At 44.7% G+C, this 25,841-nt stretch carries 26 protein-coding genes and 1 riboswitch; of the genes, 12 read left to right on the top strand and 14 right to left on the bottom strand.

Going from position 1 to position 25,841, the window contains the following annotated elements:
* Positions 1-9 precede the first annotated feature (9 nt).
* Both L990_RS06805 and L990_RS20345 read right to left on the bottom strand, forming a co-directional pair.
* Entirely contained in the window at positions 10-192 is a 183-nt protein-coding gene (locus tag L990_RS06805; protein WP_156121409.1) for a hypothetical protein, read from the bottom strand.
* 30 nt (positions 193-222) lie between these two features.
* Positions 223-435 carry a hypothetical protein gene (locus L990_RS20345; RefSeq protein ID WP_047446827.1) on the bottom strand — a complete coding sequence of 71 codons (213 nt, stop codon included), beginning with the start codon at positions 433-435 and terminating at the stop codon, positions 223-225.
* Here L990_RS20345 and L990_RS06795 point away from each other — a divergent pair.
* Both L990_RS06795 and L990_RS06790 read left to right on the top strand, forming a co-directional pair.
* Entirely contained in the window at positions 434-1,126 is a 693-nt protein-coding gene (locus L990_RS06795; protein ID WP_047446821.1) for an HAD family hydrolase, read from the top strand. The genes L990_RS20345 and L990_RS06795 overlap by 2 nt on opposite strands.
* 21 nt (positions 1,127-1,147) lie before the next feature.
* The gene (locus L990_RS06790) at positions 1,148-1,777 is read left to right on the top strand and encodes a chloramphenicol acetyltransferase (protein ID WP_047446818.1); all 630 of its coding nucleotides are present in this window, start codon (positions 1,148-1,150) and stop codon (positions 1,775-1,777) included.
* A gap of 57 nt (positions 1,778-1,834) precedes the next feature.
* On the opposite strand, the gene L990_RS06785 is transcribed toward L990_RS06790, so the two are convergent.
* Positions 1,835-2,596, bottom strand: a complete 762-nt coding sequence (locus L990_RS06785; RefSeq protein WP_047446813.1) for a hypothetical protein — start codon at positions 2,594-2,596, stop codon at positions 1,835-1,837.
* Positions 2,597-2,906: 310 nt separating this feature from the next.
* On the opposite strand from L990_RS06785, the gene L990_RS06780 reads away from it, so the two are divergent.
* Both L990_RS06780 and L990_RS06775 read left to right on the top strand, forming a co-directional pair.
* On the top strand, positions 2,907-3,599 hold the full coding sequence (locus tag L990_RS06780) for a DUF6261 family protein (protein ID WP_047446808.1): 693 nt from the start codon (positions 2,907-2,909) through the stop codon (positions 3,597-3,599).
* Between the two features lie 120 nt (positions 3,600-3,719).
* A complete protein-coding gene (locus L990_RS06775) occupies positions 3,720-5,246 on the top strand; it encodes a sulfatase family protein (protein WP_047446806.1) in 1,527 nt (508 codons plus the stop codon).
* 63 nt (positions 5,247-5,309) lie between these two features.
* On the opposite strand, the gene L990_RS19170 is transcribed toward L990_RS06775, so the two are convergent.
* Complete coding sequence (locus tag L990_RS19170) at positions 5,310-7,673, bottom strand: GAF domain-containing protein (RefSeq protein ID WP_052180809.1); 2,364 nt, start codon at positions 7,671-7,673, stop codon at positions 5,310-5,312.
* A 255-nt stretch (positions 7,674-7,928) separates the two neighbouring features.
* Positions 7,929-8,020: riboswitch (TPP riboswitch) on the top strand.
* Positions 8,021-8,088: 68 nt separating this feature from the next.
* Between L990_RS19170 and L990_RS06765 the strand changes: the two genes are divergently transcribed.
* The 7 genes from L990_RS06765 to L990_RS20605 all read left to right on the top strand — a co-directional run bounded on the left by L990_RS06765 (position 8,089) and on the right by L990_RS20605 (position 13,191).
* Positions 8,089-8,796 (top strand): class I SAM-dependent DNA methyltransferase, encoded by a 708-nt coding sequence (locus tag L990_RS06765; RefSeq protein ID WP_047446804.1) that lies wholly within the window; start codon positions 8,089-8,091, stop codon positions 8,794-8,796.
* Between the two features lie 5 nt (positions 8,797-8,801).
* Positions 8,802-9,611, top strand: coding sequence for a hydroxyethylthiazole kinase (gene thiM / locus L990_RS06760; RefSeq protein ID WP_047446803.1), 810 nt, complete (start codon positions 8,802-8,804; stop codon positions 9,609-9,611).
* Positions 9,612-9,694: 83 nt separating this feature from the next.
* On the top strand, positions 9,695-10,327 hold the full coding sequence (gene thiE / locus L990_RS06755) for a thiamine phosphate synthase (protein WP_047446801.1): 633 nt from the start codon (positions 9,695-9,697) through the stop codon (positions 10,325-10,327).
* Between the two features lie 98 nt (positions 10,328-10,425).
* Positions 10,426-11,424, top strand: a complete 999-nt coding sequence (thiL, locus tag L990_RS06750) for a thiamine-phosphate kinase (RefSeq protein WP_047446799.1) — start codon at positions 10,426-10,428, stop codon at positions 11,422-11,424.
* Between the two features lie 25 nt (positions 11,425-11,449).
* A complete protein-coding gene (gene thiD, locus L990_RS06745) occupies positions 11,450-12,256 on the top strand; it encodes a bifunctional hydroxymethylpyrimidine kinase/phosphomethylpyrimidine kinase (RefSeq protein ID WP_047446797.1) in 807 nt (268 codons plus the stop codon).
* A 2-nt stretch (positions 12,257-12,258) separates the two neighbouring features.
* Positions 12,259-12,912, top strand: coding sequence for a TenA family protein (locus L990_RS06740; protein ID WP_047446796.1), 654 nt, complete (start codon positions 12,259-12,261; stop codon positions 12,910-12,912).
* 87 nt (positions 12,913-12,999) lie between these two features.
* Entirely contained in the window at positions 13,000-13,191 is a 192-nt protein-coding gene (locus L990_RS20605; RefSeq protein WP_081981633.1) for a DUF4139 domain-containing protein, read from the top strand.
* Between the two features lie 58 nt (positions 13,192-13,249).
* Here the strand turns inward: L990_RS20605 and L990_RS06735 are convergent, their stop codons facing one another.
* From L990_RS06735 to L990_RS06720, 4 genes are all read right to left on the bottom strand, one after another.
* Entirely contained in the window at positions 13,250-13,933 is a 684-nt protein-coding gene (locus L990_RS06735; RefSeq protein WP_047446793.1) for a hypothetical protein, read from the bottom strand.
* A gap of 324 nt (positions 13,934-14,257) precedes the next feature.
* Positions 14,258-14,938 (bottom strand): response regulator transcription factor, encoded by a 681-nt coding sequence (locus L990_RS06730; protein WP_081981632.1) that lies wholly within the window; start codon positions 14,936-14,938, stop codon positions 14,258-14,260.
* A gap of 152 nt (positions 14,939-15,090) precedes the next feature.
* A complete protein-coding gene (locus L990_RS06725) occupies positions 15,091-15,447 on the bottom strand; it encodes an FtsB family cell division protein (RefSeq protein WP_052180808.1) in 357 nt (118 codons plus the stop codon).
* 51 nt (positions 15,448-15,498) lie between these two features.
* Positions 15,499-16,404 carry a DMT family transporter gene (locus L990_RS06720; protein WP_047446790.1) on the bottom strand — a complete coding sequence of 302 codons (906 nt, stop codon included), beginning with the start codon at positions 16,402-16,404 and terminating at the stop codon, positions 15,499-15,501.
* A gap of 294 nt (positions 16,405-16,698) precedes the next feature.
* Here L990_RS06720 and L990_RS06715 point away from each other — a divergent pair, with 294 nt between their 5' ends.
* Entirely contained in the window at positions 16,699-17,199 is a 501-nt protein-coding gene (locus L990_RS06715; RefSeq protein ID WP_047446788.1) for a flavin reductase family protein, read from the top strand.
* A 198-nt stretch (positions 17,200-17,397) separates the two neighbouring features.
* Here L990_RS06715 and galK read toward each other — a convergent pair whose 3' ends face one another.
* The 6 genes from galK to L990_RS06685 form a co-directional block, all read right to left on the bottom strand.
* Positions 17,398-18,549, bottom strand: coding sequence for a galactokinase (galK, locus tag L990_RS06710; protein ID WP_047446786.1), 1,152 nt, complete (start codon positions 18,547-18,549; stop codon positions 17,398-17,400).
* A gap of 12 nt (positions 18,550-18,561) precedes the next feature.
* The gene (locus tag L990_RS06705; RefSeq protein WP_047446780.1) at positions 18,562-20,193 is read right to left on the bottom strand and encodes a sodium/sugar symporter; all 1,632 of its coding nucleotides are present in this window, start codon (positions 20,191-20,193) and stop codon (positions 18,562-18,564) included.
* Positions 20,194-20,196: 3 nt separating this feature from the next.
* A complete protein-coding gene (locus tag L990_RS06700; protein WP_052180807.1) occupies positions 20,197-21,249 on the bottom strand; it encodes an aldose epimerase family protein in 1,053 nt (350 codons plus the stop codon).
* Positions 21,250-21,306: 57 nt separating this feature from the next.
* The gene (locus L990_RS06695; protein WP_047446773.1) at positions 21,307-22,215 is read right to left on the bottom strand and encodes a sugar phosphate nucleotidyltransferase; all 909 of its coding nucleotides are present in this window, start codon (positions 22,213-22,215) and stop codon (positions 21,307-21,309) included.
* Between the two features lie 11 nt (positions 22,216-22,226).
* Positions 22,227-23,234: a GntR family transcriptional regulator gene (locus L990_RS06690; protein WP_047446771.1), complete on the bottom strand. Its 1,008-nt coding sequence runs from the start codon at positions 23,232-23,234 to the stop codon at positions 22,227-22,229.
* 252 nt (positions 23,235-23,486) lie between these two features.
* Entirely contained in the window at positions 23,487-25,787 is a 2,301-nt protein-coding gene (locus tag L990_RS06685) for a glycoside hydrolase family 3 N-terminal domain-containing protein (RefSeq protein ID WP_047446770.1), read from the bottom strand.
* Between the last annotated feature and the right edge of the window lie 54 nt (positions 25,788-25,841).

Below are 25,841 nucleotides of genomic sequence, written 5' to 3'. Positions count from 1 at the left end.
ATCTACTCCTCAGAGAATGCTCATCAGCTGATGGATTAGTATTTTTCCGAGCGTCCAAATGCTCATCAGCTGATGGATTAGCATTTTTCCGAGCGTCCAAATGCTCATCAGCTGATGGATTACCATTTTTCCGAGCGTCCAAATGCTCATCAGCTGATGGATTACCATTTTTCCGAGCGTCGAAGTGCTCATCAGCTGATGGATTAGCATTTTTCCGAACGTTCAAATGCTCATCAGCTGATGGATTACCATTTTCCCGAGCGTCGAAATGCTCATCAGCTGATGGATTACCATTTTTCCAACCGTCGAAGTGCACGACAGCTGATGGGTTTCGGCTTCCAAACACCTAAAAATAGGCGACAGCTGATAGAAAAGCTTAAAATACCCGACGTCAAACAAATCGGAATCCCTACTTTTGTAAAAAACAACCACCATGCCCATAAAAACCATTGCCTTCGATGCCGACGATACCCTTTGGGTAAACGAGCCCTACTTTCAGGAGGTGGAGCACCGCTTTTGCCACCTGCTCGAAGAGTTCCTAGAGCCGCACGAAATCTCGCGCGAGCTGCTTAAAACCGAAATAGGCAACATTCCGCTCTACGGTTACGGTATCAAAGCCTTCATCCTATCGATGCTCGAAACGGCAGCTCGCATCTCCAACGGCTCGCTATCGCCGGGCATCGTTAACCAGGTTATCGGATTTGGGAAGGAGATGCTCGAAAAAGAGATAGAGCTGCTTGCCGGGGTAGAGCAAACGCTCGAGCAGCTGCACGGAAGCTACCGGCTGGTGGTGGCTACCAAGGGCGATCTGCTCGATCAGGAGCGGAAGCTGCACAAGTCGGGGCTCGAAAAGTACTTCCACCACGTAGAGATCATGTCGGAGAAGGGGCCTTCCGACTACCAAAAGCTGCTAAAGCACCTAGATGTGGCACCTGCCGAGTTCCTAATGGTAGGCAACTCGCTCAAGTCGGACATCATCCCCGTGCTCGAAATTGGCGGCTACGGCGTACACGTCCCCTTCCACACCACCTGGAGCCACGAGAAGGTAGACATCAAGCTCGATTCGCCCCTCTTTTTTCAGGCCGACAGCATACTGCGCGTTTGCGATATTGCGGCATCGATATAGGATCACCAAAAAGGGTAAAGGATGAAAAAGGTTATTGACGTAGAGACCTGGAAGCGCAAGGCGCATTTCCAGTTTTTCAAAAATTTCGAGGAGCCATTTTACGGCATGTGCGTAAACGTAGACGTAACCCACGCCTACCAGTACTGCAAGTCGGCGGGGCACTCCTTCTTTCTATACCACCTGTACCAGTCTATCCGTGCCGTTAACCAGACACCTGCCCTTAGGCTGCGCATCGAGGAGGATGGCAGCGTGGTACAGTACGATATTGTCCACCCGTCAACCACCATTATTCGCCCTGACGACACCTTCAACTTTGCCTACTTTACCTACGAGGCCAGCTTTGAGGAGTTTTCGGAGAAGGCTCAAAAGGTGATAGCGCAGGTGCAGGCCAGCAGCGGGCTAGACTTCTCGAAGGAGGCGCCAAACACGATACACTACTCCTCCATCCCCTGGATTCCGTTTACCAGCTTAAGCCATGCCCGACATTTTGAGCATAAAGGCAGCATCCCAAAAATAACCTTCGGAAAAATATTCGAGCAGGGCCCCCAGCTGCTGATGCCTACCAGCATCCACGTACACCACGCCCTTGTTGATGGCATCGATATAGGCCGCCACCTCGACTGGTTTCAGGACTACCTTAACGAGCAATAAAAAAATAGGGGAAAACCTCGACGGCCTTCCCCTATTTCGGTATGTATACAGGTTACATTAGTCTTTACCATTTAGCTGCGCCTTAACCTTGAATTCCAAAACAAGGTTACCCCACATCTTATCCATCTTTTTGAAAGGATAAATTTCTACAGGAGTATTCACCCCCGACTGCTTATAAACCTCCTTCTTCATTATCGAAGATGGAGAGTTGTTGTCGAAACCTAAGTTAGTTCCTACAGAAACGGTACCCAGCTTCACCTCGAAACCTACAGCAGCCCCCACAAATATCTTATTGTTGGTACCGCCTTGTGCCTTCCAAGGTGTAAGGGCGTTATTAGCAGTCATGGTTCCCGATGTATTCAGGTACTGGTAACCAACCTTTCCCATTAGGTACATTTCTACCAGTTCTGGGTAGATGGTTACGTACACCTTAGGAGCCGCATAGAAGTTTACCCCCTTATTGCTGTGCTTTGTATAGGGTCTATTGGTACCAAAGAAGTTGACATAATCCGTTATAGAGCTGTTATTCTCTCCAAACTTCTGCAAATCCCAGTTATTTTTAAAGATGAACTCGGTGTAGTTAATCCCAAACTCCAACCCGAAGTGATCCATCAGCTCGTTTACATCCTCGTCCTTACCTTGGAATCGGTACTCGTAAAAGAGACCGCCATAAAGGCTATTAAAGTTCTTACCATAGTCGTTACCCTTAGGCCAAATCATCGACATCTGAAGCCCCATGTTATGCAGCTGCGCGTTGGCCTTGTAAGCTCCTGTAAAACCCAGTAGAGCCAATACTGAAATTGCGATTATTTTTTTCATCCTAATAAAATGTTTTTAAGGTTGGTTGCAACCGGCATAGCCGCACCGTACGCGCCCCCGCTTGCAAGTGCTAGCACTAGGGATTTGTCTCTATTGGCGGCGGATACCTTCTCCCCGAAAATCGGGGGCTAAGCACCTACTTTCAAAATAAGCTGTCCAAATATACAAAATCTGTACTGATAGAGAAACGAATTACATCACCCGATATTGTATTGAGCTTTTAAAAAGATAAAATGCAATTTTAATGGAGCCATACTGGTTTTGTTCGCCGTTTTTTTCTAGCTTTCGGTAAACTTAAAAGCTACACCTAATGATTAGCAACCACCCCTACCGACAAATGCGAATTCCAGAGAAACAGGTCTTCGCAACCAAAATTGCAGCAGCCGCCAACAAGGCCAAAAAGGCCAACCCCGATTTAGGTGCGCACATTCAGGCTGTAGAATGCCACACAGAAGCGCTAAAGAAGGCCTACGAACGTATGAGCGATAACCCTATCGCTGCTGAAATGGTAGAGGCCGACGACATGAGGGATAACGGGCTAATCAACCTGCGGGAGTATGCCGCCATCTGCGCAAGCCACCACAACGTAGAATGGGTGCGAGCTGGCGAAACCATACTAGGGGTGTTCAAGGATATCAGCTGGGATATACACCGCCTGCGCAACCCCGACGAGAGCATCAGGGTAGACAACCTGCTTATCATTCTTAAAACCTACCCCAAGCTCAAAAAGGCGATTGCCACCATGCATGCCCAGCATTGGGTAGAAGAAATTGAGGAAGGACAGCTTAAGTTTAAGGAGGCGCACGAAAAATTTAAGGAGCAGAACGAAAACGTAGTTCTGATAGACCTTCAACCAATCGTAAAAAACCTAGGTGTTGCACTCGAAAGGCTATTCCAGTACATCAACATGCGCTTAGAGTTTATGCCCAACCCAGAGCTGTACAATTTGGCTCACAAAATAAACGACCTAATTGCGGCCTACAAGGCAAAGATGATGGCTTAAGAAGTACCAACATCTACACAATTACAATACATCCAAAAGGCTGTCTCGACGAGATGGCCTTTTGTGTATAGATATCTACCATAAATTGCCTTATTTTGCCGCCTACAACAACCAAACACCATGAAGTTAATCCACCAAAGGCTCATCTCCGTTTGCTTAACTGGGGTGGCATTTTGTACAACAGCACCATCAGAGGGCAAAGCACCTGATAAAAAAAAGCCAGACGAACGTAAGCCTAATGTCATTTACATTCTTGCTGATGATATGGGTTATGGCGACATTTCAGCGCTAAATCCGCAAAGTAAGATTAAAACACCCACGCTAGACAGCCTTGTTCGCAACGGAGTGTCTTTCACCAACGCCCACTCCAATTCTGCGGTAAGTACACCAACCCGTTACGGTATCCTAACTGGCAGGTACTGCTTCCGTTCGCGCCTAAAAGCGGGGGTGCTTGTGGGTTACGATCGGCCTCTTATTGAAGAAGACAGACCAACCGTTGCAAATCTTTTTAAAAGGCGTGGATACCATACGGCTTGTATTGGGAAATGGCACCTTGGCCTAAACTACGAAAAAGTGAACTCCAACCGTCCCCTCACCGAAGGCGACCCTTGGGGAATCTTAAACACCTCCAACGTAGACTACAGCAAACCTATAACAGGAGGACCAAAGGCTTGCGGTTTTGACTACAGCTACATTATTCCGTCTTCGTTAGATATAGCCCCCTACCTATTCATCAGGGATGAGAAAATTACAGGAGAAAAAGTAAGCGCTCAACCATCATGGAGCGATAAGAGCTCACGTGGTCGTTGGTACAGAGGCGGTGATGTAGCTTCAGACTTTAAGCATTCGGAGGTGCTTGAGAACTTGGTTAACGATGCAAAATCGTTTATCAACAACAACGCAAAATCCGACTCCGCCTTCTTTCTATACCTTGCGCTAACATCTCCACATACCCCATGGCTTCCCTCCGAAAAATTTCTTGGGAAATCAGGCGCTGGCGCCTACGGCGATTTTGTGATGATGACAGATGCTATGGTAAAGGAAATAGCAGAGGCCTGCAAAAAGCAAGGAATTGATGACAATACTATGATTATTTTCGCCTCCGACAACGGTTCCCATTGGCTTCCTAGCGACATTCAGCAGTATCAGCACGAAAGCAACCATGGAACATCGGGAATGAAAGGCGATGTTTGGGATGGAGGACACCGGATTCCCCTTATTGTTTACTGGCCCAATAGTACAAAAAAAGGAGCAAGCGTAGATAAAATCGTCTGCACAACCGACCTTTTTGCTACCTGTGCCCAGCTGCTTGGCAGCAAGCTATCCGACAATGAGGCTGAGGATAGCTTCTCCATACTTCCGCTTATAAGTTCGAAATTCCAAAGGAAAGAGCCGCACAGAACCTCAATCATACATCATGGCGTAAATGGAGATTTTGGAATAAGGGAGGGCAAGTGGAAGTATATCGACTGCAAAGGATCGGGTGGCTGGTCCTCTAAGGGTGTAGACAACGCCCCTGAAGCCCAGTTATACAACATAGAAGCCGATCCTCTTGAAAAAAACAACCTTATACTGCAGCATCCCAAAATAGCAAAGCGATTAAAGGCTTTGCTAGAAAAGCAAAAAGCAGATAACAAAAGCAGATAAATAAACAAATGAGGCCTATTCTAAATAGAATAGGCCTCATTTTATTGAAGAAAAATTAGCGCGCTAATTTTCTAACATCTTATAGATAGCAATAAGTCCAACCGATTCCCCTTTTGCATCAAGAACTGGGTGCTTGCTCTTTTCTACCTTTATTTTAGAACCATCTAGGTTGGTCAAGAATCCCTCCTGACGAACTATAGGTCTTTGGGTAGTCATCACCTCATTGTCCTCCTTCTCGATAGCCGATGCCGTTTCGTGAGAGAAGAGATCAAACGCCGTCTTTCCTTCTGCTTCCTCTACGCTATTAACCCTTAGCAGCGCACAAGCGGCATCGCTCACCCTTCCATAGCGGCCATCTCTATGCTTAAAGTAGATGCTCTCTGATGTAGAATGGAACAAGGCAGCAAACATTTGCTTATCAATCTGCGTAAGCTCAATGGCAGCACGTTGCTCCTCCTGAATACGCGACATCTCCTCCTGAGTAGATTGCAGCTCCTCCAAATTCTGGCGCATTTCTTCCTCCGCTGCAGCCATCTCTTCAGCCTGCACCTTCGTTCTTTCGAGCAGCTGAGCCGTATGATGGTTAACCCGCACGCTACGAATGGTGGCAGCAATACTTTCGCCTATCTTTTCAACAAACTGAAGCTTATAATCTGGAATTTCCTGTAAAGAGGCAAGTTCGAGTACCCCTAAAACCTCACCATCTACCTTCATTGGTACTAAAAGCAACGAGCGAGGTGGCGTATCTCCCAACCCCGACGTAATGGCTATGTAGTCTGTAGGAATTTCTAGCAAGTAGATAGACTCAGCCTCGGCATAGCAGCGACCAACCAGCCCTTCGCCAACAGCCATCTCCTTATCCACCATCTTACGACGATTGTAGGCAAAGCAGGCTGTCATTTCCAGCACCTTGCTCTCCTCGTTAAATACGAAAAGGGCACCTTGGTTAACATCGATATAACGAACTAGGCTCGAAAGCAAACGGGCAGAGAACTCCTTCATGTTGGAATCGCTCGCACGTAAAAGTTCGGCAAATTGCGCCATCCCCTCTGCTGCCCAGTGCGTAATAGCCTCCTGCTCCTGACGTTCCAATTCCAGATTCTTGCTTTTTAGTAGATTCTCCTTCATGGCCACCAAAGCAGCTGCCATATCATCGCCAGTTCTGTCAGCCAAGTCGACATCAAATTTTTCCTGTCCTATAGCAACAGCAAACTCAGCCGCCTCCTTTTGCGAATCTATCAGCGTATTTATAGAGCTAGCAATCTCGCCTAGTTCATCTTTATGATGCAATTCGACATAGTTAGAACCAAATATTTCGCCACGAGCTAACCGCTGTATGCTCCCATTGATCTCAATAATTGGCTTTACAACCTGAACCGCCATTTTCCTTACAACAACTAGCACTACCACCAGCATTATTACAGTAACCAACAGTAATAGTCCCAGCTTTAACCATATTAATGCATAGTAAACAGAAGTAGGTACCGATACCACAAATACCCATCGGGCATTTGTCTCGTCTAGTATCACAGGAAGAATAAACGACTGCATTCCATTATCCTTAATCTCGACACCTTGACCTTCTACCTCCCCTTTTTCACCGATAATGTCGCTAACAGTCTTGTACAAGAGCTTATTTTCCGATATGTACTTCATCCTCGAATCCGAAATCTCTGAAGAGTAAGAGGCCACCTCTCCGTTGGGTGCCAACAGGTACGCCACTGCATGAGGAGGAAGCTTAAAACTTTTTATCAGCTGGTTTATTTCCTCCAATGGAAGATCGACCCCAGCACTTCCTATAACTTTCCCATCATGCTCTACTGGAGCAGCCACTGAAATCACCTTAACAGATGAACCTCCATCGTTGTAGCTGCTTTCGTGAGGAATAGAAACAATAGCCTGCTTAAATTCCTCCGCTTTTCTCAAGTTTGCCTGCAGTTCTCCGTCGCCAATGCCTGCCATTTTCTGGCAAACAGCTGCTGGGCGAGTATAAGTCGACTGATAAAACAAGCGACCACCATCAACCCTACCTAGCTGAGCAGCATCAAAGCTGTAGTAGGCCGATTGGTAAAGCAAAATTCCTTTGTAATGATTAAGCCTTGTATTGTAGTTATACAAGCTACGCGATAAGTTCGAGTCAGCCGCCGCCGCGTTGGTATGCATCATGTAGTCGGTAGACATGCTCAGCGCACGAGCAACTCCGATAGCCCTATAGATACGAACTTTTAGTGCGTTAGAGCTCGACTGTGAGAATTCGCTCGCAGAGTTGGTAGTACTGCTAATCGCGTAATCCCAAAAAAGTATCGCAAAAAATAAAAATAACCCCATCAGCAACAGCGAGAGCCAAAAGCCGACTTTAAAAAGTACCCGCTTCTTCAACGACGTTTCCATGTCTTTGAAGAACTTCCAATCCCTATATTCCAACATGTTTTTTTTCCTAGATTAAGTCCGAAATTTAGGCGACAAAGATATCTTCTTCGCCTTCGGAATATTTACAATTTAACCATCTTTAAATTGCATTATACAAATCCAAAGCATACAAAATCTAACAAAGACAAACACCTGCTTCTATAAATCAACACAATAGTAATCCTCCGCAAATAACATTGTTATTAAACATATTCCTCCATCTATCAAAAAACGGAAAAGGAGACAAGGATTGCGCATTTCGGCTATCTTTGTAGAGACTGTTGGGGGTGTCCACTAGGGCTGAGATTATACCCCATGAACCTGATCTGTTTCATAACAGCGTAGGGAAACGGGATTTTTTGAAGACTTTTTCGTTAGATTCAATCTATTTCGCCGTTTCACATACGTGGAGCGGCTTTTTTATTTTATGACTATGGATAAAAGTAGCTTTGACCAGTATGCCAGCATGTACGATGCCTGGTTTTTAAACAACGAGCATGTTCTCTACTCCGAGCTAAAGCTGGTTGCCCACTTCCTCCGCAAGAATGCGGGCAACGTGCTATCGGTTGGATGCGGGAGTGGTCTTTTTGAGATGCTCCTCGAAAAAGAATATGGTATAGTGGTAAAAAATGGCATCGAGCCATCGACAGGAATGGCGGAGATTGCCCGCAAACGAGGAATGAACGTCGCCATAACCACCGCCGAAGATGCCCAATTTGGGATAGCCTGCTACGATACGATACTCTTTAACGGGACTCCCAGCTACATTACCGATTTGCAAGCCGCCTTCGATAAAGCCTATGCTGCTCTTAAGCCAAACGGCAGAATTGTGGTAATCGATGTTCCGAAGGAGAGCTCGTATGCGCTACTCTACAACCTCGCTAAAGCAGTCGAAACGTGGGATCACCCGCTGTTAAAAGGAGTACACCCGCAAGATCCATATCCAATAGAGTTTGTAAAGGTAGCCAACTGGCGCACCACCGCCGAAAAAGTCGAGATGCTCGAAAAAGCGGGCTTTGGGGAGATGCAGTTCGCCCAAACGCTTACCAAGCATCCAATCTACTCGAACAACATTACCGAAGAACCTCGTGAAGGATTTGACTGCGGAGACTACGTTGCCATAAGCGCCATCAAAAACTAAAAGATATGAACCAAAACAGAAACCTAGCCAACGATTTGGCACTTATCAGAGAGAAATCGCCGCTGGTACACAACATAACCAACTACGTGGTGATGAACAACACCGCCAATGCGCTGCTTGCCATTGGCGCCTCGCCTGTAATGGCCCATGCCACAAACGAGGTGGCCGACATGGTTAACATTGCATCATCGCTCGTTATCAACATGGGTACACTTAGCGACCCTTGGGTTGAAGCAATGGTGGCAGCAGGCCAAGCGGCCCACCAAAAAGGCATCCCTGTTATATTCGATCCAGTAGGAGTTGGCGCAACTCCCTACAGAACGGTGGTGGCCATGCAAATAGTAGAAAAGTGCAAGCCAACCATCATAAGAGGAAATGCGTCGGAAATTTTATGCCTTGCCAACGAAAATGCAACAACCAAGGGGGTTGATAGCACCAATACCTCGGCATCTGCGCTAGAGGCGGCCAAGAAGCTAGCCATTGCCACCAACTCGGTTGTCGCTATTAGCGGAGATATTGACTATATTACCAACGGTAAAACCGTTTACACGGTAAGCAACGGATCGCCACTGATGCCAAAAGTCACTGGAATGGGTTGTACCGCAACAGCCATAGTTGGGGCCTTTGCGGCAGTAAACAGCAATGCCCTGCTAGCAGCAACCAACGCCATGACCATAATGGGGGTTGTCGGCGAAATGGCCGCAATAAAATCGGCAGGACCAGCCTCAATGCAGGTAGCCTTTATTGATGGGCTATATAATATTGTAGGATTAGTGGCCGAACAGCGAGCAAAAGTGGAAATGCTACATGCATAAGGCTGTAGCCTCCACTCACTCTAATGCGTAGTTGGAAGAACTAACATCGAAATAGAAAAGATTAAATCAGAATATACGCAGATATGGTTGACTTAAGCCTATACTTGGTTACCGACCGTTCTCTATCGTACGGAAGAGACCTAGAATGGATTGTACTAGAGGCCGTAAAAGGGGGCGTAACAATGGTACAGCTAAGAGAAAAGGATTGCACAACGCGAGACTTCATTAAGCTGGCAGTACGTTTAAAACAAAAGTTAGAGCCCTACCGCGTACCTCTAATTATTAACGACCGAGCAGACGTTGCTTTGGCCGCTGATGCAGATGGGTTGCATATCGGACAAAGCGACATGCCCTACGAGATTGCCCGTAGGCTGCTCGGATACGATAAGATTATCGGGCTATCTGTCGAAAATATGGAGCAAGCGCGCCAGTCAAACCTGTTAGATGTAGACTACATCGGAATTTCGCCCGTGTTTGGAACGCAAACGAAGAAGGATATCGCGCATCCATTTGGCTTGGAGGGAGTAAAAGAAGTTGCCTCCTTTACCAACCATCCTACCGTTGCCATTGGAGGCGTAAATAGTAGCAATGCTGCAGATATTGTAAACGCAGGAGCCAATGGTATCGCGGTAGTCTCGGCAATATGCTCGGCTACATCGCCTAAAGATGCAGCCAAAGAGCTGATCGAAAAAATGAAGTTGAAAATTACAATCTGAAAATAGGTGTATTGCAATGAAAACGCAGCATTAAAAGAATCCACTTAAGGTAGACTTGCTACGCTAAACAGCAATATGCAAACCAATAAAGTAAGACGATGTTACTAAATAGTATAGGAGAGTTTGGCTTCATTGAAAGGTTCAAACCAATGTTCAGCCACCTACTAAATAGCGGGCAAACTGGAATTGGTGACGATTGTGCCATCATCCCCGTAAATGAAAAGGAAGAGTGGCTGGTTACTACCGATTTACTGGTAGAGGGTGTACACTTTCTGAAAGATGCCATTAGCCCTTACCAGCTGGGCGTAAAATCCATGGCCGTTAACCTTAGCGATATTGCTGCAATGGGAGGTACCCCTATAGGAGCCTTCCTATCCATTGCCATACCCAAAGATACCGAAGTAGAGTATCTCGACGAGCTGATGAAGGGAATCCATTCCGTTGCAGAAAGGTACAGCGTACCGTTGATGGGAGGCGACACCACAAAGTCGTTGCAGCACTTGGCCATCAACGTCTGCATTATTGGCAATTGCGAAAAGGGAAAAGCCAGACGTAGAGGAATGGCAAAGGTGGGTGATCTAATTTGCGTCAGCGGAAACCTTGGCGACTCAGCAGCGGGATTAGAAGCCGTACTAAATAAGTTTCCAAAAACGCCCGCAATTACAGCTTTGATAGACAAGCATCACACTCCCACTCCCCGAATAGAGGAAGGTGCGCTACTATCATCGTATGCCGGGGTACATGCCATGATGGATTTATCGGACGGTGTTGCCTCCGATCTTCCCCACATACTAAAGGCCTCGGGGTGCGGCGCCATTATAGAGGTTAGCCATCTCCCCATATCCGACGAGCTGCGAAGTGCGGCAGAGGAGTACGGATGGGACTGCCTTAGCATGGCAGCAGCAGGTGGCGAAGACTACGAATTGTTGTGTACCATAGCCCCTAGCGATTTTGACGCTGTAAACGAAGCCTTTAAATCGAACTTTAGCAAGGAGCTAAGCACCATCGGCTTCATAACTGGCGGAGCAAGTTGCATTAAATGGCTCGACAATGGAGAAGAATTTAACCTAGGCAATGTAGGCTTTCAGCATTTTTAAAAACAACTGAAACTGATACTATAAAATGGAATATAAGCGCGTACTTACCATAGCTGGTAGCGATCCAAGCGGAGGCGCCGGCATTCAAGCCGATCTTAAAACAATTTCGGCCTGCGGGTGCTTTGCCACTACGGCCATCACCGCTATTGTAGACGAAAATACGGTAGGCGTGTATGGAGTGCACCCAATACCAATTGAGTTTGTTAGAGGGCAGATAAAATCAGTGCTCGAAGATATTGGTACCAACGCCATTAAGATTGGCATGCTGCACTCCTCAGAATTAATTCGTGCGGTGATAGATAGCGTTGAGCCGTATGGTTTTTGCAACGTGGTGCTAGACCCTGTAATGGTCGCAACATCGGGAGATAAGTTGCTACAGGACGAAGCTATTGAAACGCTTCGTAACGAGCTGATTCCCCGTACAAGAATAATCACCCCAAACATCCCTGAAGCAGAAATACTTTTAGGGCAAAAAATAAAAGGACAAGGGGACCTTACAGAGTGTGCTCGGGCCCTTTCGCAGGAGAGAAAAGTATCCGTACTGCTAAAGGCCGGACACCTTACCGATAGCACACTAACCGATATCCTGTACAACGCAGAGACCGACGAAGTGCTGGAACTCACCTCCGAGCGAGTAGCCACCCGCAACACGCACGGGACTGGTTGCACCTTTTCGTCGGCAGTGGCCGCGTATTTGGCTCACAACCTATCCTTAAATGAGGCCGTAAGCAGAGCTAAAGAGTATATTAACACCGCCATAGTCCGCGGCGCCAAGTATGAAATAGGGAAAGGGCATGGTCCTGTACATCATTTTCACCGTTTTTGGGATTAACCATGAAAATACCTCCAGCAGGAAATTTCACTAAGCGGTGCTGGCAGCAAGCAGAGCCCATTTACCGCCGGCTTATAGCCTCCGATTTTATTGTTGGGCTGGCCAACGGCACGCTTGCTTCTAGCAGCTTTGGGCATTACCTCCAACAAGACGTTATTTACCTTAAACATGACAATGAAGCCTTCGCGCGACTTTCCCAGCGAGCAGAAACACAAGACGAACAAGCGTTTTTTGAGCAGATTGTTACCGACGGTATTGAAATGGAGCAAGTAATACGCACCACCTACCTTAATCATTATGGGCTGAAGGAAGCAAAAACGTTATCACCTGCCTTTGAACGCTACTGCAACTTTCTACATCAGAAAAGCAGCAACTCGCTATTTGGAGAGGCTGCGGCAGCACTGCTACCCTGCTTTTGGATATATGGAGCGGTAGGCATGCATGTGGTTGAGCATAACGTCCCCAACAATCCCTACCAGCTGTTTATTGACACGTATGCTGGCGACGAGTATAACGATTTCGTAACTCAGTATATAGCCATTGTAGAAAAGCATGGAGCCAAGGCTACCACGGAAGAGCAGCAGTTAATAGTAGATGCCTTTGTAGAAGGAACCCTACACGAACTCCGAGTTTTTGAAGAAGCAATTCAATTCTAGAAAAAATACCACAAAAGGGCTGCACGGACATGCGTCCCTTTTTGTCTGAAGAAGAATTAGAATAACAAAAGAAATGGAGTTGCTACAATTATTGCTATATTTCAAGTCTGGGCACTTAAAACAATAAAAGTTGAGGTGCTGGAGCAATCAGGGGCTAAAGCCGATACGGACTCAGGTAAATTGACGTGGAAATTACCACTCGCACCCAAAGAGAAAAAGATACTACAGCTGAGATATTCGGTAAAATATCCGCAAGGGAAAAAAGTAATTGTAGACTAATATAAAAGGAGAAATGGCATTACCATTTCTCCTTAGCATACGACCTATAGCTTTTGCCTTACTTTGCGGTTGTAAACGTATAACCAGCTACAGGGCGAACAGTAGAATAGATACTAGTAGTTACATTATAGGTAGTACCCCGTTTTAAGGTACCATTTATAGGAACGGTAGCAACACCTTCTGTTGGCCCGTTTTTAGGTATGTTAATGAGACCAACCTGAGCGCCAACCCCAAATGTAGCACCCTCTCGAACAATTAGGTATCCATCCCAACGACCAAAACCTTGAGGATTTGAATCGAACTTAAAGTAGCTGGTTACCTTATCAATTTCGTGAGAAATACCCTGACACATAGAAGAGTTAGCCATGAAAGCTTGTCCGTTGATGATAAGTACGGAAGTTACCACCTCGTAAACAGGATCGCTATAGAATGGACCATAGCATAAAACGTAGGTATTCTTGGTAAAATCTACCTTATCGCTACTTATCGTAAACTTACCGCTGCTCTTGCCATCCAGAAACTGCCTAACAACAGGAGCATCTTGCTCACTAATCTGATCCTTGTACAAGGAAACATATCCGCCATTTGCATCACCTGAGTTGGGGCGAGTCAACATAAACTCACAGCTTCCTGTTCCTGTAATTAGAACGTTAGAAATAGCCGTTCTCCAAGTCTCATTAACGCTTAAATACATTACATCTGGAACCATCAGTTGAGGTCTTGCCAAAGTATCTGTTGCCATAATATAAAATATTACATTACTCCTACTCGTAGGCTTTTCGGAATTCCGCCCTTGCTGCAAGCTGAGCAAAACAGCATCTTCAGCTAGAGACTGCCGCTAATACTACATCCCTAACCTTAAGAAAAAAGAAAGTTACGCCAGACAGAACGGCTAAAACAAGCGTAGTTTTGGGTAAAATCCAGACAGGGTTACCACCTATGGCTTACCAATATTAAAAGGATTTATACTCTTAAAACTCGTCAAAGCCAGCACAAACAGGAAGAATTCGTACTCAAAGTCCTTTTACCGAACAACTAGATGGTTACGCCTAAAAATCAAAAAAACTCAACGGTACGCGACAACAGAAGAAACCGTTACAATATGGTTCTGTACTCCAAACATTACAATGCCAGCCGTATTCTTGGAGGATGTTTTGATAAGAATCTTTTTCCGGTACCCCTCAACCGTGCGAGGGCTGATAGAAAGAATCGCTCCAATCTCGTCGGTAGTCTTTTCTTCGGCTATTAGCTTTATAATCTGAATTTCACGATCGGTAAGTTCGGAGTACCTCCTCCCCTTTCGGCTTTTCTGCTTAACCACCATTCGGTAATCGATATCAGGAATTCCGGCGCTAAAGCAAAACCCCTTTTGCATAACGGATCGAAGCACGACCTCCACCTGCTTTACATCCGAACTTTTCAGGATGATGGCGTTAATATGCTTAGCAAGCAAACGAGCGGCTATCGCCTCATTGTACCGATCTGCTAACGCAATAATTTTTAAATTCGGGATAAAAGAACGAGCCAGATCGACCATCGCAACCACATCTGCACCTGGAAGGTTAACATCTAACAAAACAAGATCCAACCTCGCGCTTTTGCTCATAACAAGATTCTGAAAGGAGGCGCTATCAGAAGCCTCTTCGATAGAAGCTGGATGAAAAACTTTATTAAGCAGCTCTGTCAATCCCAACCGAAAAAGAGGATACGCGTCAACTACTACAAATCGACAAAACTTTGAATTCATAAAACAGAAGATTACTTGGCAATAATCTATAAAGAGAAAAGCAGAAGATTTGTTATTGATAATATGGCAACAAATACTAATAAGTTTCTTTTTAACACAGTACAAAAAAAGGCGTTAGTTTTCTAACGCCTGACTACTATCTGCATATAAAACTACTTCACAATAAATATTTCCTCATCAGCCTGCTTCATAAGGTACTGCTCGCGCGCGTACTTTTCCAAGTTCTCATTGTTAGAGGTGAGTTCTTGGATTCGGGTACTATCTTCGGTGATTTTGGTTCTGTAGTAATCCATTTCATCCTTCATATCACCAATTTTAGAGGTATTCTCGAGCATATCTACCAAATTGTAACGATCAAAGAAGGTTAACCAAACCAAAAATACGACGATAGTAAGCGCATACTTATTCCTTAACACCACCAGCGCCTGCCTAAACGAGCGCACAATGGGATGACCTTTTAAAGAAGATCCTTTGGGTGGTTTCGCTTGCTGTTGTTCCTGTTCTTCCATTTTACCTAAGATTACGACAAAGATAGGCGAATCGGAAAAACAATTACAATACTACAGGAAGAAAAGTGCAACACCTGCAATGGCGATAACCGCTCCGATAATTTCCTTTACGGTAACCTTCTCCTTAAATATTACTACCGACACAGGAATGATGATAATAGGCATAATGGACATAATGGTTGAGGCAACACCAGTAGTAGCATGCTGCACCGCAAATAGCGATAACGACACGCCTAAGAACGGTCCAAATATGGAACCAATGGCAACCACGCTTATGACTTTAGGACGATTGAGCGACTTAAAAAATATGCCCCACTGCCTAATTGCAAAGAAAAAGATCGTAAACCCAACCAGTGCCGCAATAGCACGTATCTGAGTTCCTTGTATAGGATTAAAATTACCAATCCCATATTTACTTAACACCAATCCAAATCCCTGCCCAAATGCACCTCCAAGGGCAAGAAGCAACCCTTTAGTAGGATACTTTAACCCTATACGCGAAGTTCCCTCCTCCTCGGCAGTAGGCCGCTCAAGTATAACCAGCGCAATACCACCTAAGGTAAGCGCCATGCCAACTAAGCTAAGCGGACTCATCGTTTCACCCATAATAAGCCAACCAAAGATAGCTGCAATGGGAGAGCTAAGCGTCATTACAAGCATGGAAATGCGAGCTCCAATAAGCACGTAAGCCTGGAAAAGACATAAATCCCCTATAACGAAGCCCACCAGCCCCGACAATGAAAGCCAAACAATGTTATGCAAAGATGCACTGGTCGGGAGAAAACTTCCGTAGGCAAAAAAGCTATAGGAAGAGAGCAGCACAAGCGCTATAACCATCCGAATCATGTTTACATTAACCGATCCTATCTTACGACCTGCAATTTGGTAGGTAACACCAGTAACAGTCCAGCAGAAGGCTGTAGCTAACGCTGCAATTTGACCAATGTGAGGATGCATAGTATTCAAAGTTTGGTTGCAAAGCTAGTATTATGACCAAAATTACAGCGAAAAAAATGACAATGGTTGCCTCAAAAAAGGCAAAAGTGTAAAAACCAGACACTAAACACTCTATGTCAACCCCATATAGATAGCACAAGGAGAAAGGAGACCACAAATAAGCAGCAATTCGTGCTAGCCGATGCACAAACGGAGGTATATAAAGAGCACGTAAAAAAGATGAAATAAAAGATTGTAAAAAGTTGCAATCAACCAAAAACATTTTAATATTGCTACTTATAAAACAGACCAGATATGCTTAAAAAGATAAACATAAACGACCTAAAGCAAAGCGCCACCAAGCTAATAGGCAAGGATTGGATGCTTGTTACCGCAGGTAACACCGAAAGCTGTAATACGATGACCGCATCGTGGGGAGGACTGGGCGAACTATGGAATAGGCCTGTTGCCTTTATCTTTGTAAGACCAACACGTTATACCTACGAGTTTATTGAACGGGAAAACTTTTTTACCCTTTCATTTTTTGAAGAGAAACATCGCAAGACCCTACAGCTTTGCGGAACCATTTCGGGACGGAAGTCTGATAAAATAGCCGAATCGGGGCTAACCCCCGTTGCTTCCGACAACGGAAGCGTGTTCTTTCAGGAGGCAAAGTTGGTGCTAGAGTGTAAGAAACTCTACTTTGCAGACCTTAACCCAGAAAACTTTTTGGATCAAAACATTGAAAAGCACTATCCGCACAAGGATTACCACCGAGTGTACGTAGCTGAAATCGTTAACACCTACGCAAAATAGCCAAATGCGGTAAGCAACGGTAAGGTTACCCATTTGAGTACTGCTACCAATATTGACTTACCATGTATAAAATACGAAAGGCTGCCCTCTATCAAGGCAGCCTTTTTGTTGTAATACCAATTTCCTATTTTTAGTATGGATAATCGAAAATTGAGTATCACCTATTAGTTACTTCATCTATTAAGATTCGTACACTAGCTATGACAATCTACGAGCACCACTGCTGATAACCACATCATATACAAGCGGCTTTTGGCCAAACTGCTTCTCAAATTCAACAGTTGCATTTTGTACAAACTGGTCGTGAACTTCGTTGGCAACCACGCTAATGGTACAACCACCAAATCCACCTCCCATCATACGCGAACCAATAACCCCTGGAGTACTCTTTGCAATATCTACAAGAAAATCGAGCTCTTGGCAGCTAACAGCATACTTTTTAGATAGCCCTTCATGCGACCCGAACATCTCCTTGCCAAACGTTTGGATATCACCAGCAGCAAGTGCTTTACATGCATTGCTCAAACGAATGTTTTCCTCAACTACATATTCGCAACGCATCATGGTAACAGGGTCAACCTCAGATCTTACCACTTCTAACATTTCGGGAGTTACATCACGTAAACTGTGTACCTCTGGATGCCTTTTGGCAATTGCAGCAACACCCTCTTCGCATTGACCTCGGCGTACGTTATACTCGGTAGAGGCAAGCGAATGCTTTACGTTGGTATCGAGAAGAATCACCTTATGATCTTGCAACTTAAAAGGAACCAGTTCATACTCTAAAGATCGGCAGTCCAACTTCATTAACTTGCCCTCTTCGCCATGCAACGAAGCAAACTGGTCCATTATACCACAACGAACGCCAGCATAGTGATGCTCGGCCATCTGCCCAACCTTTGCTAGCTCCATCTTAGAAAGTCCAAAGCCGTTTAGCTCGTTAATAGCAAAAGCGAAAGCGCTTTCAAGCGCCGCAGAAGAAGACATTCCGCCACCTAAAGGTACATTACCTCCAAAAACGCAGTCAAAACCTTGCGACACCTTACCAGAAATCTCCTTAATCTCCATAATAACGCCAATAATGTAGTTGGCCCAAGAGTAGGAAGATTTTTGACCATCGGCCTTAAAGGTGGTTTCCTCATTAAAATCTACCGATGCCACGTTAAAAGAATCGGTACCGTTAAGCCTGATTTCTAAAAATATGGCCTTATCGATAGCGCCGGGTAAAACAAAACCTAAATTGTAATCTGTGTGCTCTCCTATTAGGTTAACACGCCCTGGAGCAGCGAAAACCGCTCCAGAGGTGCTATATTTTTCCTTAAAAAGATTACTTATCTTATCTAAAAGCATTGACATATCTGATTACCACCAAATGGTGTAAATTACAGTAAGAATAATAACAATTAAGGCCGCAGATATCTTAAACTTAGTCGTAGTCTTAAACATATCGGGCGTGATAGTAATAGCCTTCTCGCTAGGTTTAGCACCTTCGATATAAGCCGTAACCACCATAACAAGAACGCAAAGAAGGAATACGATGCCCATACGATCCATAAAAGGAAGCGATGGGGTTAAGAACTTGAATAGGACCGAGAAGATAAATGTACCAAGTGCGGCAAGTAGCGCACCATTTGCAGAAGCCTTCTTCCAGAAGAACCCAAGCAAGAAGATTGCCAAAGCTCCAGGACTAACAAAACCCGTAAATTCCTGAATGAACTGGAAAGCTTGATCGAGATTTTGAAGCATAATTGCAACTGGGAAGGCAATGATAAGCGCTACCCCGGCCGAAATACGTCCTGTAAGCACCAGGTTGTTTTGCGAAGCGGTCTTATTAATGAATCCCTTGTAGATATCCATGGTAAAGATGGTAGAAATACTGTTAAGCATACCAGCAACAGAACCAATGATGGCCGCAACAAGAGCCGCAAAAGCCAATCCTTTAATCCCTGTAGGGACAATGTTAGACAACAACCAAGGGTATGCCTCATCAGGCTTGCTGATATCTGCATTTAAAGCAAAAGCGACGATACCTGGAATAACAACAATAAGAGGCAAAAGCAGCTTAAGGAATCCAGCAAAGGCCAAACCCTTCTGAGCTTCACCAATACTTTTGGCAGCAAGCGCACGCTGAATAATAAACTGGTTACATCCCCAGTAGTAAAGGTTAGCAATCCACATTCCCCCAATAAGCACGCTAATACCAGGAAGGTCGATGTAGGCATCTTTCATCCCACCCTTCCCATCGGCAATCATCGTCTTACCTTGGGTTAAAATCATATCAAAGTGATCCTTATGATCGCGAGTAAGAGAGATAAAACCATCAAAAGCATTACCTTGTCCAAGCGCCTTAAGGGCTACAAAAGTGGTTACCAATCCACCACCAATAAGAAATACCACCTGCACCACGTCAGTAACAGCAACCGCCTTAAGACCACCAAAGATGGCAAAAGAGGCCGCTAAAAGGCCTAGTGCAATAATACCAATCCAAAGCGGATCAACCACCACCCCGGATATTAGCAGGCTTTGCCCCTCGAAAAGAACATTCTTAATGGTTAACGCCCCTAGGTAAAGAATAGATGCAAGGTTTACGAAGATAAAAACAACAAGCCAAAAGATGGCCATTACGGTTTTTACGCGCTTATCGTAACGCTGCTCTAAGAACTCAGGCATGGTATAGATGCCCTTTTTCAGAAAGATAGGCAGGAAGAAAACCGCAACAATAATAAGCGTAAGCGCGGCCATAAACTCGTAGGAAGCGATCCCCATACCAATTGCAAATCCCGATCCTGACATGGCAATAAATTGTTCGGCAGAGATGTTACTTGCAATAAGTGAAGTTCCGATAACCCACCATTTAAGGCTTTTATCGGCAATAAAGTATTCCGAGGCATTCTTCTTTTTGCCACCTTTGTTTCGAGAAACCCACAATCCTACACTAATTATAATTAGGATGTAGGCCATCAGCACGCAGTAGTCTAATGTTGAAAATGACATGTGTTACTGTGTTTTAAAGTTAAACTGATAAATAATTGTTTGATTGTATTCCTGGTTAGGTACAAGTAAGGTACTTGGAAAAGTTCCAATGTTGGGAGTGTTGGGAAAAAACTGCGGTTCCAAGCATAGCGAACTTCTAATTGGATATCCTACGCCTGATTTACCAGCCACCTCGCTGGCAACATGGTTGCAGGAGTAAAATTGGAGTCCGGGTAATGTTGTAAACACGTCCATTGTTCGTCCAGACTTAGGCGAAAATACACGAGCACAATGACTCATAGCCTCATTCTTATGGTCTAGCACGTAGCAATGGTCAAAACCTAGCGCACTTTTCATTGCTGGGAAGTCGCTATCAGCAACATCACCTATTCGCTGCTCATGCCTCAAATCCAACGGGGTGCCATCTACCGAAAGATATCTGCCTGTTGGAATAAGCCCTTCGCCAACCTCCAAATAATGAGATGCATCAATAGCTATTTTATGATCTGCAATAGATCCTGCGCCCTCTCCATCTAAGTTAAAGTACGAATGATGCGTTAAGTTGACATGAGTAGGCTTGCTCGTTGTAGCCCTATAGTCTATAATCAGCTTAAAGTCCTTAGTCCATCTGTAGGTAATCGTTGTATCCAGCGCACCGGGGAATCCGTTTTCCCCATCTGGGCTCAGGTACTGAAACGATACGCTGTTCTCCTGAATTTCGTAGCTCCAAATAACGCCATCGAAAGCTTTTTCTCCGCCATGAAGCAGGTTTTCACCTTCATTGGCGGGCAGCTTGTAGGTTACTCCATCGATGGTAAGCTGTGCCCCCTTTATACGGTTGGCATAACGCCCAGGATTCGATCCAAAAAAACGATTCCCAACTAGGTAGCCATCAAGCGTGTTGTACCCTAATACGATATCGTCTAAGCGCCCCTCGCTATCGGGAACAACCAAAGCGACAAGCTTTGCTCCATAGTTGGTCAGCTTAATGTAGGAGCCGTTATCGCTCTCGATGGTAACTATGTCAACCTGCTCGTTTTGTGGGGTAACACCAAATTTGTCGACTGAAACTCTCATCAAATGTTATTTATTAAGGCCTCACCCGCGGCTCTTCGCGAATGAGGCCCATCATATTTATGCCCACAAGTTATTAGGATACTCTCCTTTTGCAATAAGGCTATTCAATTTCTCGATAACCGCAGGACGATCACCTTGATAGGTAACTCCAAACCATTGCGCATCGGTATCCAAAACACGAAGTTTCGCTGTACCAGTACTAATTAGATTGTTTACCACCAATGGAATAAAAAATTCAGATTTGATATTCTCCATGTTGTTTGCAAGGAAATCGCTAAACATAGCATCTGAGTGCTCGAAGTAGTCGGGAGTAAAGCCCCACATGTTCATCGAGACGATAGTTTTATCGCCTAGAGCAACGAGGTTGCCCGCTTCATCCTTGTAGCTGATCACTCCGTCCAGCTTTTCAATATGGGTACGCTCAACAACGCTTGTCAAGTTTCCTTCGGTATCAGCCGAGCAAACACCTCTCGAAACAGCCCCCATCTCAGAAAGGGTATTCCCAAGATAGTAGCCCACCATACAGTACTGGTTAGAACTTCCGTTTAACTCCGAAAGATACTTACCAAGCACCGCAAAAGCATTTTTGCCATAGAAGTCGTCGGCATTGATAACAGCAAAAGGCTCGTTAATAACCTCCTTCGCCATCATAACAGCATGGTTGGTTCCCCAAGGTTTGGTTCTTTCTGGATTAAGGGCAAACTGGCTTGGAATTTTATCCAGCTCCTGCAAAACATAATCCACCTCGATTTTATTTCCGTATCGCTCCTTCGAAAAAACTTCTCTAAAATCTTTCTCAAAGTTTTCACGGATAACAAAAACGACCTTCCCAAAGCCAGCACGGATGGCATCATACACCGAATAGTCCATGATTGTTTCCCCGTTAGGTCCAAGACCGTCCATCTGCTTTAAGCTACCGTAGCGGCTACCCATACCCGCTGCGAGTATCAACAATGTAGGTTTCATTTACAAGTTATTTAAAGTGACTCTCTAACAATTAATGAAAAAGGATTCTCTATCTGCTCCGATTTCTTCTGCAGGATTTGCTCTGCAAGTATTTCGCCCATCATTCCAAAGTTGGTTGATATCGTCGTTATACCGTTGGCAACCACCTCCTTTAGAGGGGTATCATTTAGCGATATAATACCCAAATCCTTCCCTATTTCGAGCAGATTGGCCCGCGCCAACTTAACGATCTCAACCAAATGCTGGTCGTTAACAACCATGTAGGCCTCACCCTGTCGGGGTGTGCGCTCCACCAAATCGCTGGATATTTCGAAAGGCATGCCAATCTCCTTACAAAAGCGGATAAATCCTCTTAGCTCCGATTCGGGCTCCTTCCCTCCTGGATAAACAAATATGATTTTCCTATACTTCAATATAAGATGCTTCGCCTCCGAAAGGCCAGCGTACACCTGCTTATCAAAATTCTGATAAACGGCAGGATACCTATACTTCAGCTCGATAGGCAGTTGGTCTAGGATATACACCTTCCCATTCAGTTCGCGTATTATCTCCGCAATATCGGTAAACTGCGTAGGCATGATTACGTAGGCAGTATACTTGTAGTTATTCTCGCGAAGTAGATAGTCGAAAATCTTACGGTTGAAGTTGTGGAAGTATAGATCGACGTTTGCCTTCCCGTTAATTCTTTTTATAAAGGAGTTGTACATCTCCTCCTTAAAAGCATTTAGCTCGTCGTACAGAAGCATGATATTCTGCTCGACATCCACATTGGTAGATTCGATGTAGTAGGCCTTCCCCGGATGAGCGGATAAGATTCCTCGAGATTTAAGATCGTTGTACGCTGCAAGAACCGTATCGCGCGATAGCTCAAATCTGCTACAAATTGCATTTATAGAAGGCATCCGATCCCCCTTCTTCAAAAGGCCATCGCCTATCGAACTCACTATGGAGTTTACAATTTGCTTATACTTCGAAACAGAAAGCTTACTGTCTATTTTTATGTAATCAAGTTTATCCATAAAACCGCATCTTAACTGGTAGGCAATAGTAGGCAAAAAAAATAAAAAACAATGCAAACAAGCCTAAATTTTCACGGAATTATACCAACCTTTTTTCCATCATCAATCCATGCGAGCCACTAAAACAACGTAAATAACACCAAATGATGCAGTTTTGCCAACATTCCAGTTTGGTATGTACTGGTAGGAACTAAAAAACCTCAACCTGCTAGCAAATTGTAAATAAGCAACAGGTTAAGGCAAAATAAACTGCTAAAATAGAATGTTCTCTGTCAGGTTGAATGAGCTAGAAAGGTTTGCCACCTCAACCACAAACTCACCCTTTTCGGCTACAGATCTGTTGCTAAGATCTACAAACTTCAGATCGCTAGGCGTTAAACGGAAGGTTACCAACTTCTCCTCCCCTGGCTTAAGAGCAATCTTCTGGAATCCTTTTAATCTTTTAACATCGGGGGTTAATGAAGCCACAACGTCCGAAACAAATAGCTTTACAACCTCCATTCCGTCTCTGCTTCCGCTATTTTTCACCTTTACGGTAACCTCTAAAGAGCCATCCTTACCCATATTTTTACCAGACAAGGCAAGCTGGCTATAAGTAAACGAGGTGTATGAAAGTCCGAAACCAAAGGGATACTGAGGCGTAAATTCGCCATTATAGTCATAAGCTCCCTCCGACTTTTTTTGCTCTTCGGCTGGCTTATGGTGGTAGGCGATTAAAGAGTTAGGATATGCAGGATAGGTAAATGGGAGCTTTCCGGAAGGATTTACATCTCCGGCCAAAACATCTGCCAACGCATCTCCGCCAAAGTTACCTGGAAGGTAAGCCATTACCACACCCTTTACAAGACGCTCTATTCGGCTTATTATACGCGGACGTCCTTCATTCAAAATAAGAATAATGGGCTTACCACTCTTGGCCAACTCTCTTACCAAATTTTCCTGATTCTCCGATAAGTACAAATCCTGAAGATCACCAGGTTTCTCGGTATACGAGTTTTCGCCAATACAGGCAATTATATAATCTGCCTGAGCAGCCTTTTGCTGTACGGCATTAAAATCACCCATAATCTCGTCATGATAAACACCCTTCATGTTATACTCTACTCCGGCTTCGTACAGCACGTTTTCTTTCCCAAACTTGCTGGTTACTGCTTCCAGTATTGTATTGTACTTCTGGGCAAACTCTTCGGTTTTTTCGCCTTGCCACGAGTAGCTCCAACCTCCATTAAGAGTTCTCATAGAGTTAGCATTAGGGCCTGTCACCAAAACCTTCACCCCTTTGCTAAGTGGTAAAACATTTTCATTCTTAAGCAATGTTATGGCCTCACAGGCGGCACTATACGATGATTTCTCAAACTCCTTAGATCCAAATTGAGTATATTCTTTGTAATCGGTAATTGGCTTTTCAAAAAGGCCCAGCTCATACTTCAACTTAAGAATACGGCTTACAGCATCATCAATCCTTTCCATCTTCACCTCTCCTTCTTTTACAAGCTGTATCAGGTAGTCGCAAAAATCGACAGAATAAGGAACCATAGACATATCTATGCCTGCATTAACAGAGAGTTTCACCGCCTCTTTGGGCGTTGCCGCAATTCTATCACGCTTATAAAGATTCTCAATATCAGCCCAATCCGTCACAACAACACCCTTAAACTTCAACTCCTTCTTCAACAAATCAGTAAGGATACGACGGCTTGCATGCACCGACTCTCCATTTATTATGCCCGAATTAACCATCAATGTTTTAGCACCCTGCTCAATGGCAGCCTTAAATGATGGCAAATGGTACTCTCTCAAATAGTTTTCTGGAATAAGCGCTGGCGTCCTATCCTTTCCGCTTACGGGAACAGAGTAGCCAAGGAAGTGCTTCAAACAGGCAGCCCCCTTATCGAACGCAGCAACGTTGTTCTGAGCTCCTTGATAACCTTTTATCATCTGCACACCCATCTCTGAAGTCAAGTAGGGATCTTCCCCAAAAGTTTCCCAAAAACGAGGCCAACGAGGATCTAAACCTAAATCCAGTACTGGAGAAAAGTTCCAAGGAATAGACGAAGCCCTCATTTCGTAGGAGGTAATAGCCGCCCCTCTTTGTACAAGATCTCGATTCCATGTTGCAGCCATCGCCAGCTCCTGTGGAAATAGCGTAGATCCCTGCGTGTAGTTAACACCATGTATGGCATCTATCCCAAAAATTACGGGAATTTTCATGCGGGTTTTCATTGCCTCTTCATGAATACGAACGGCTACCTGATGCCACTGCTCTAGTGAAAGTGCTCTATTATTAGAGGTATTCAAGATGGAGCCAACCTTGTAGTCTACAATTGCCCTTTTTATGCGGCCATCATCCACCCTATAGGGTTCAACCGACGTAAAAATATCAGGCCCTTCGCCAATAGAATTAAGAGTAAGCTGGCACATCTGCCCAACTTTCTCTTCTAAGGTCATCTGCTTCAAAAGGGCATTGACCTTTTTATCTATTGCTGTACTATTTTGTGCATTAACTCCCAACATAGAGAGTATTAGCGTAAAACCAAGTGCTACTTTTTTCATTTCGTGTAAAATTTAAGGAGTCTTCTTAGTAAATCGCCCAACCAAGAAGACTCC

The organism is Alistipes sp. ZOR0009, from assembly GCF_000798815.1.
Taxonomy (GTDB): domain Bacteria; phylum Bacteroidota; class Bacteroidia; order Bacteroidales; family ZOR0009; genus Acetobacteroides.
Note: the sequence above shows the minus strand (reverse complement) of the source record. Positions and strands in the feature narration are given on the sequence as shown.

What these genes read in the sequence shown, in the direction of transcription:
- L990_RS06805 (WP_156121409.1), bottom strand. Translation starts at nt 192, where the DNA reads ATGAGCACTTCGACGCTCGGAAAAATGGTAATCCATCAGCTGATGAGC.
- L990_RS06795 (WP_047446821.1), top strand. Translation starts at nt 434, where the DNA reads ATGCCCATAAAAACCATTGCCTTCGATGCCGACGATACCCTTTGGGTA.
- L990_RS20345 (WP_047446827.1), bottom strand. Translation starts at nt 435, where the DNA reads ATGGTGGTTGTTTTTTACAAAAGTAGGGATTCCGATTTGTTTGACGTC.
- L990_RS06790 (WP_047446818.1), top strand. Translation starts at nt 1,148, where the DNA reads ATGAAAAAGGTTATTGACGTAGAGACCTGGAAGCGCAAGGCGCATTTC.
- L990_RS06785 (WP_047446813.1), bottom strand. Translation starts at nt 2,596, where the DNA reads ATGAAAAAAATAATCGCAATTTCAGTATTGGCTCTACTGGGTTTTACA.
- L990_RS06780 (WP_047446808.1), top strand. Translation starts at nt 2,907, where the DNA reads ATGATTAGCAACCACCCCTACCGACAAATGCGAATTCCAGAGAAACAG.
- L990_RS06775 (WP_047446806.1), top strand. Translation starts at nt 3,720, where the DNA reads ATGAAGTTAATCCACCAAAGGCTCATCTCCGTTTGCTTAACTGGGGTG.
- L990_RS19170 (WP_052180809.1), bottom strand. Translation starts at nt 7,673, where the DNA reads ATGTTGGAATATAGGGATTGGAAGTTCTTCAAAGACATGGAAACGTCG.
- L990_RS06765 (WP_047446804.1), top strand. Translation starts at nt 8,089, where the DNA reads ATGGATAAAAGTAGCTTTGACCAGTATGCCAGCATGTACGATGCCTGG.
- thiM (WP_047446803.1), top strand. Translation starts at nt 8,802, where the DNA reads ATGAACCAAAACAGAAACCTAGCCAACGATTTGGCACTTATCAGAGAG.
- thiE (WP_047446801.1), top strand. Translation starts at nt 9,695, where the DNA reads ATGGTTGACTTAAGCCTATACTTGGTTACCGACCGTTCTCTATCGTAC.
- thiL (WP_047446799.1), top strand. Translation starts at nt 10,426, where the DNA reads ATGTTACTAAATAGTATAGGAGAGTTTGGCTTCATTGAAAGGTTCAAA.
- thiD (WP_047446797.1), top strand. Translation starts at nt 11,450, where the DNA reads ATGGAATATAAGCGCGTACTTACCATAGCTGGTAGCGATCCAAGCGGA.
- L990_RS06740 (WP_047446796.1), top strand. Translation starts at nt 12,259, where the DNA reads ATGAAAATACCTCCAGCAGGAAATTTCACTAAGCGGTGCTGGCAGCAA.
- L990_RS06735 (WP_047446793.1), bottom strand. Translation starts at nt 13,933, where the DNA reads ATGGCAACAGATACTTTGGCAAGACCTCAACTGATGGTTCCAGATGTA.
- L990_RS06730 (WP_081981632.1), bottom strand. Translation starts at nt 14,938, where the DNA reads ATGAATTCAAAGTTTTGTCGATTTGTAGTAGTTGACGCGTATCCTCTT.
- L990_RS06725 (WP_052180808.1), bottom strand. Translation starts at nt 15,447, where the DNA reads ATGGAAGAACAGGAACAACAGCAAGCGAAACCACCCAAAGGATCTTCT.
- L990_RS06720 (WP_047446790.1), bottom strand. Translation starts at nt 16,404, where the DNA reads ATGCATCCTCACATTGGTCAAATTGCAGCGTTAGCTACAGCCTTCTGC.
- L990_RS06715 (WP_047446788.1), top strand. Translation starts at nt 16,699, where the DNA reads ATGCTTAAAAAGATAAACATAAACGACCTAAAGCAAAGCGCCACCAAG.
- galK (WP_047446786.1), bottom strand. Translation starts at nt 18,549, where the DNA reads ATGCTTTTAGATAAGATAAGTAATCTTTTTAAGGAAAAATATAGCACC.
- L990_RS06705 (WP_047446780.1), bottom strand. Translation starts at nt 20,193, where the DNA reads ATGTCATTTTCAACATTAGACTACTGCGTGCTGATGGCCTACATCCTA.
- L990_RS06700 (WP_052180807.1), bottom strand. Translation starts at nt 21,249, where the DNA reads ATGAGAGTTTCAGTCGACAAATTTGGTGTTACCCCACAAAACGAGCAG.
- L990_RS06695 (WP_047446773.1), bottom strand. Translation starts at nt 22,215, where the DNA reads ATGAAACCTACATTGTTGATACTCGCAGCGGGTATGGGTAGCCGCTAC.
- L990_RS06690 (WP_047446771.1), bottom strand. Translation starts at nt 23,234, where the DNA reads ATGGATAAACTTGATTACATAAAAATAGACAGTAAGCTTTCTGTTTCG.
- L990_RS06685 (WP_047446770.1), bottom strand. Translation starts at nt 25,787, where the DNA reads ATGAAAAAAGTAGCACTTGGTTTTACGCTAATACTCTCTATGTTGGGA.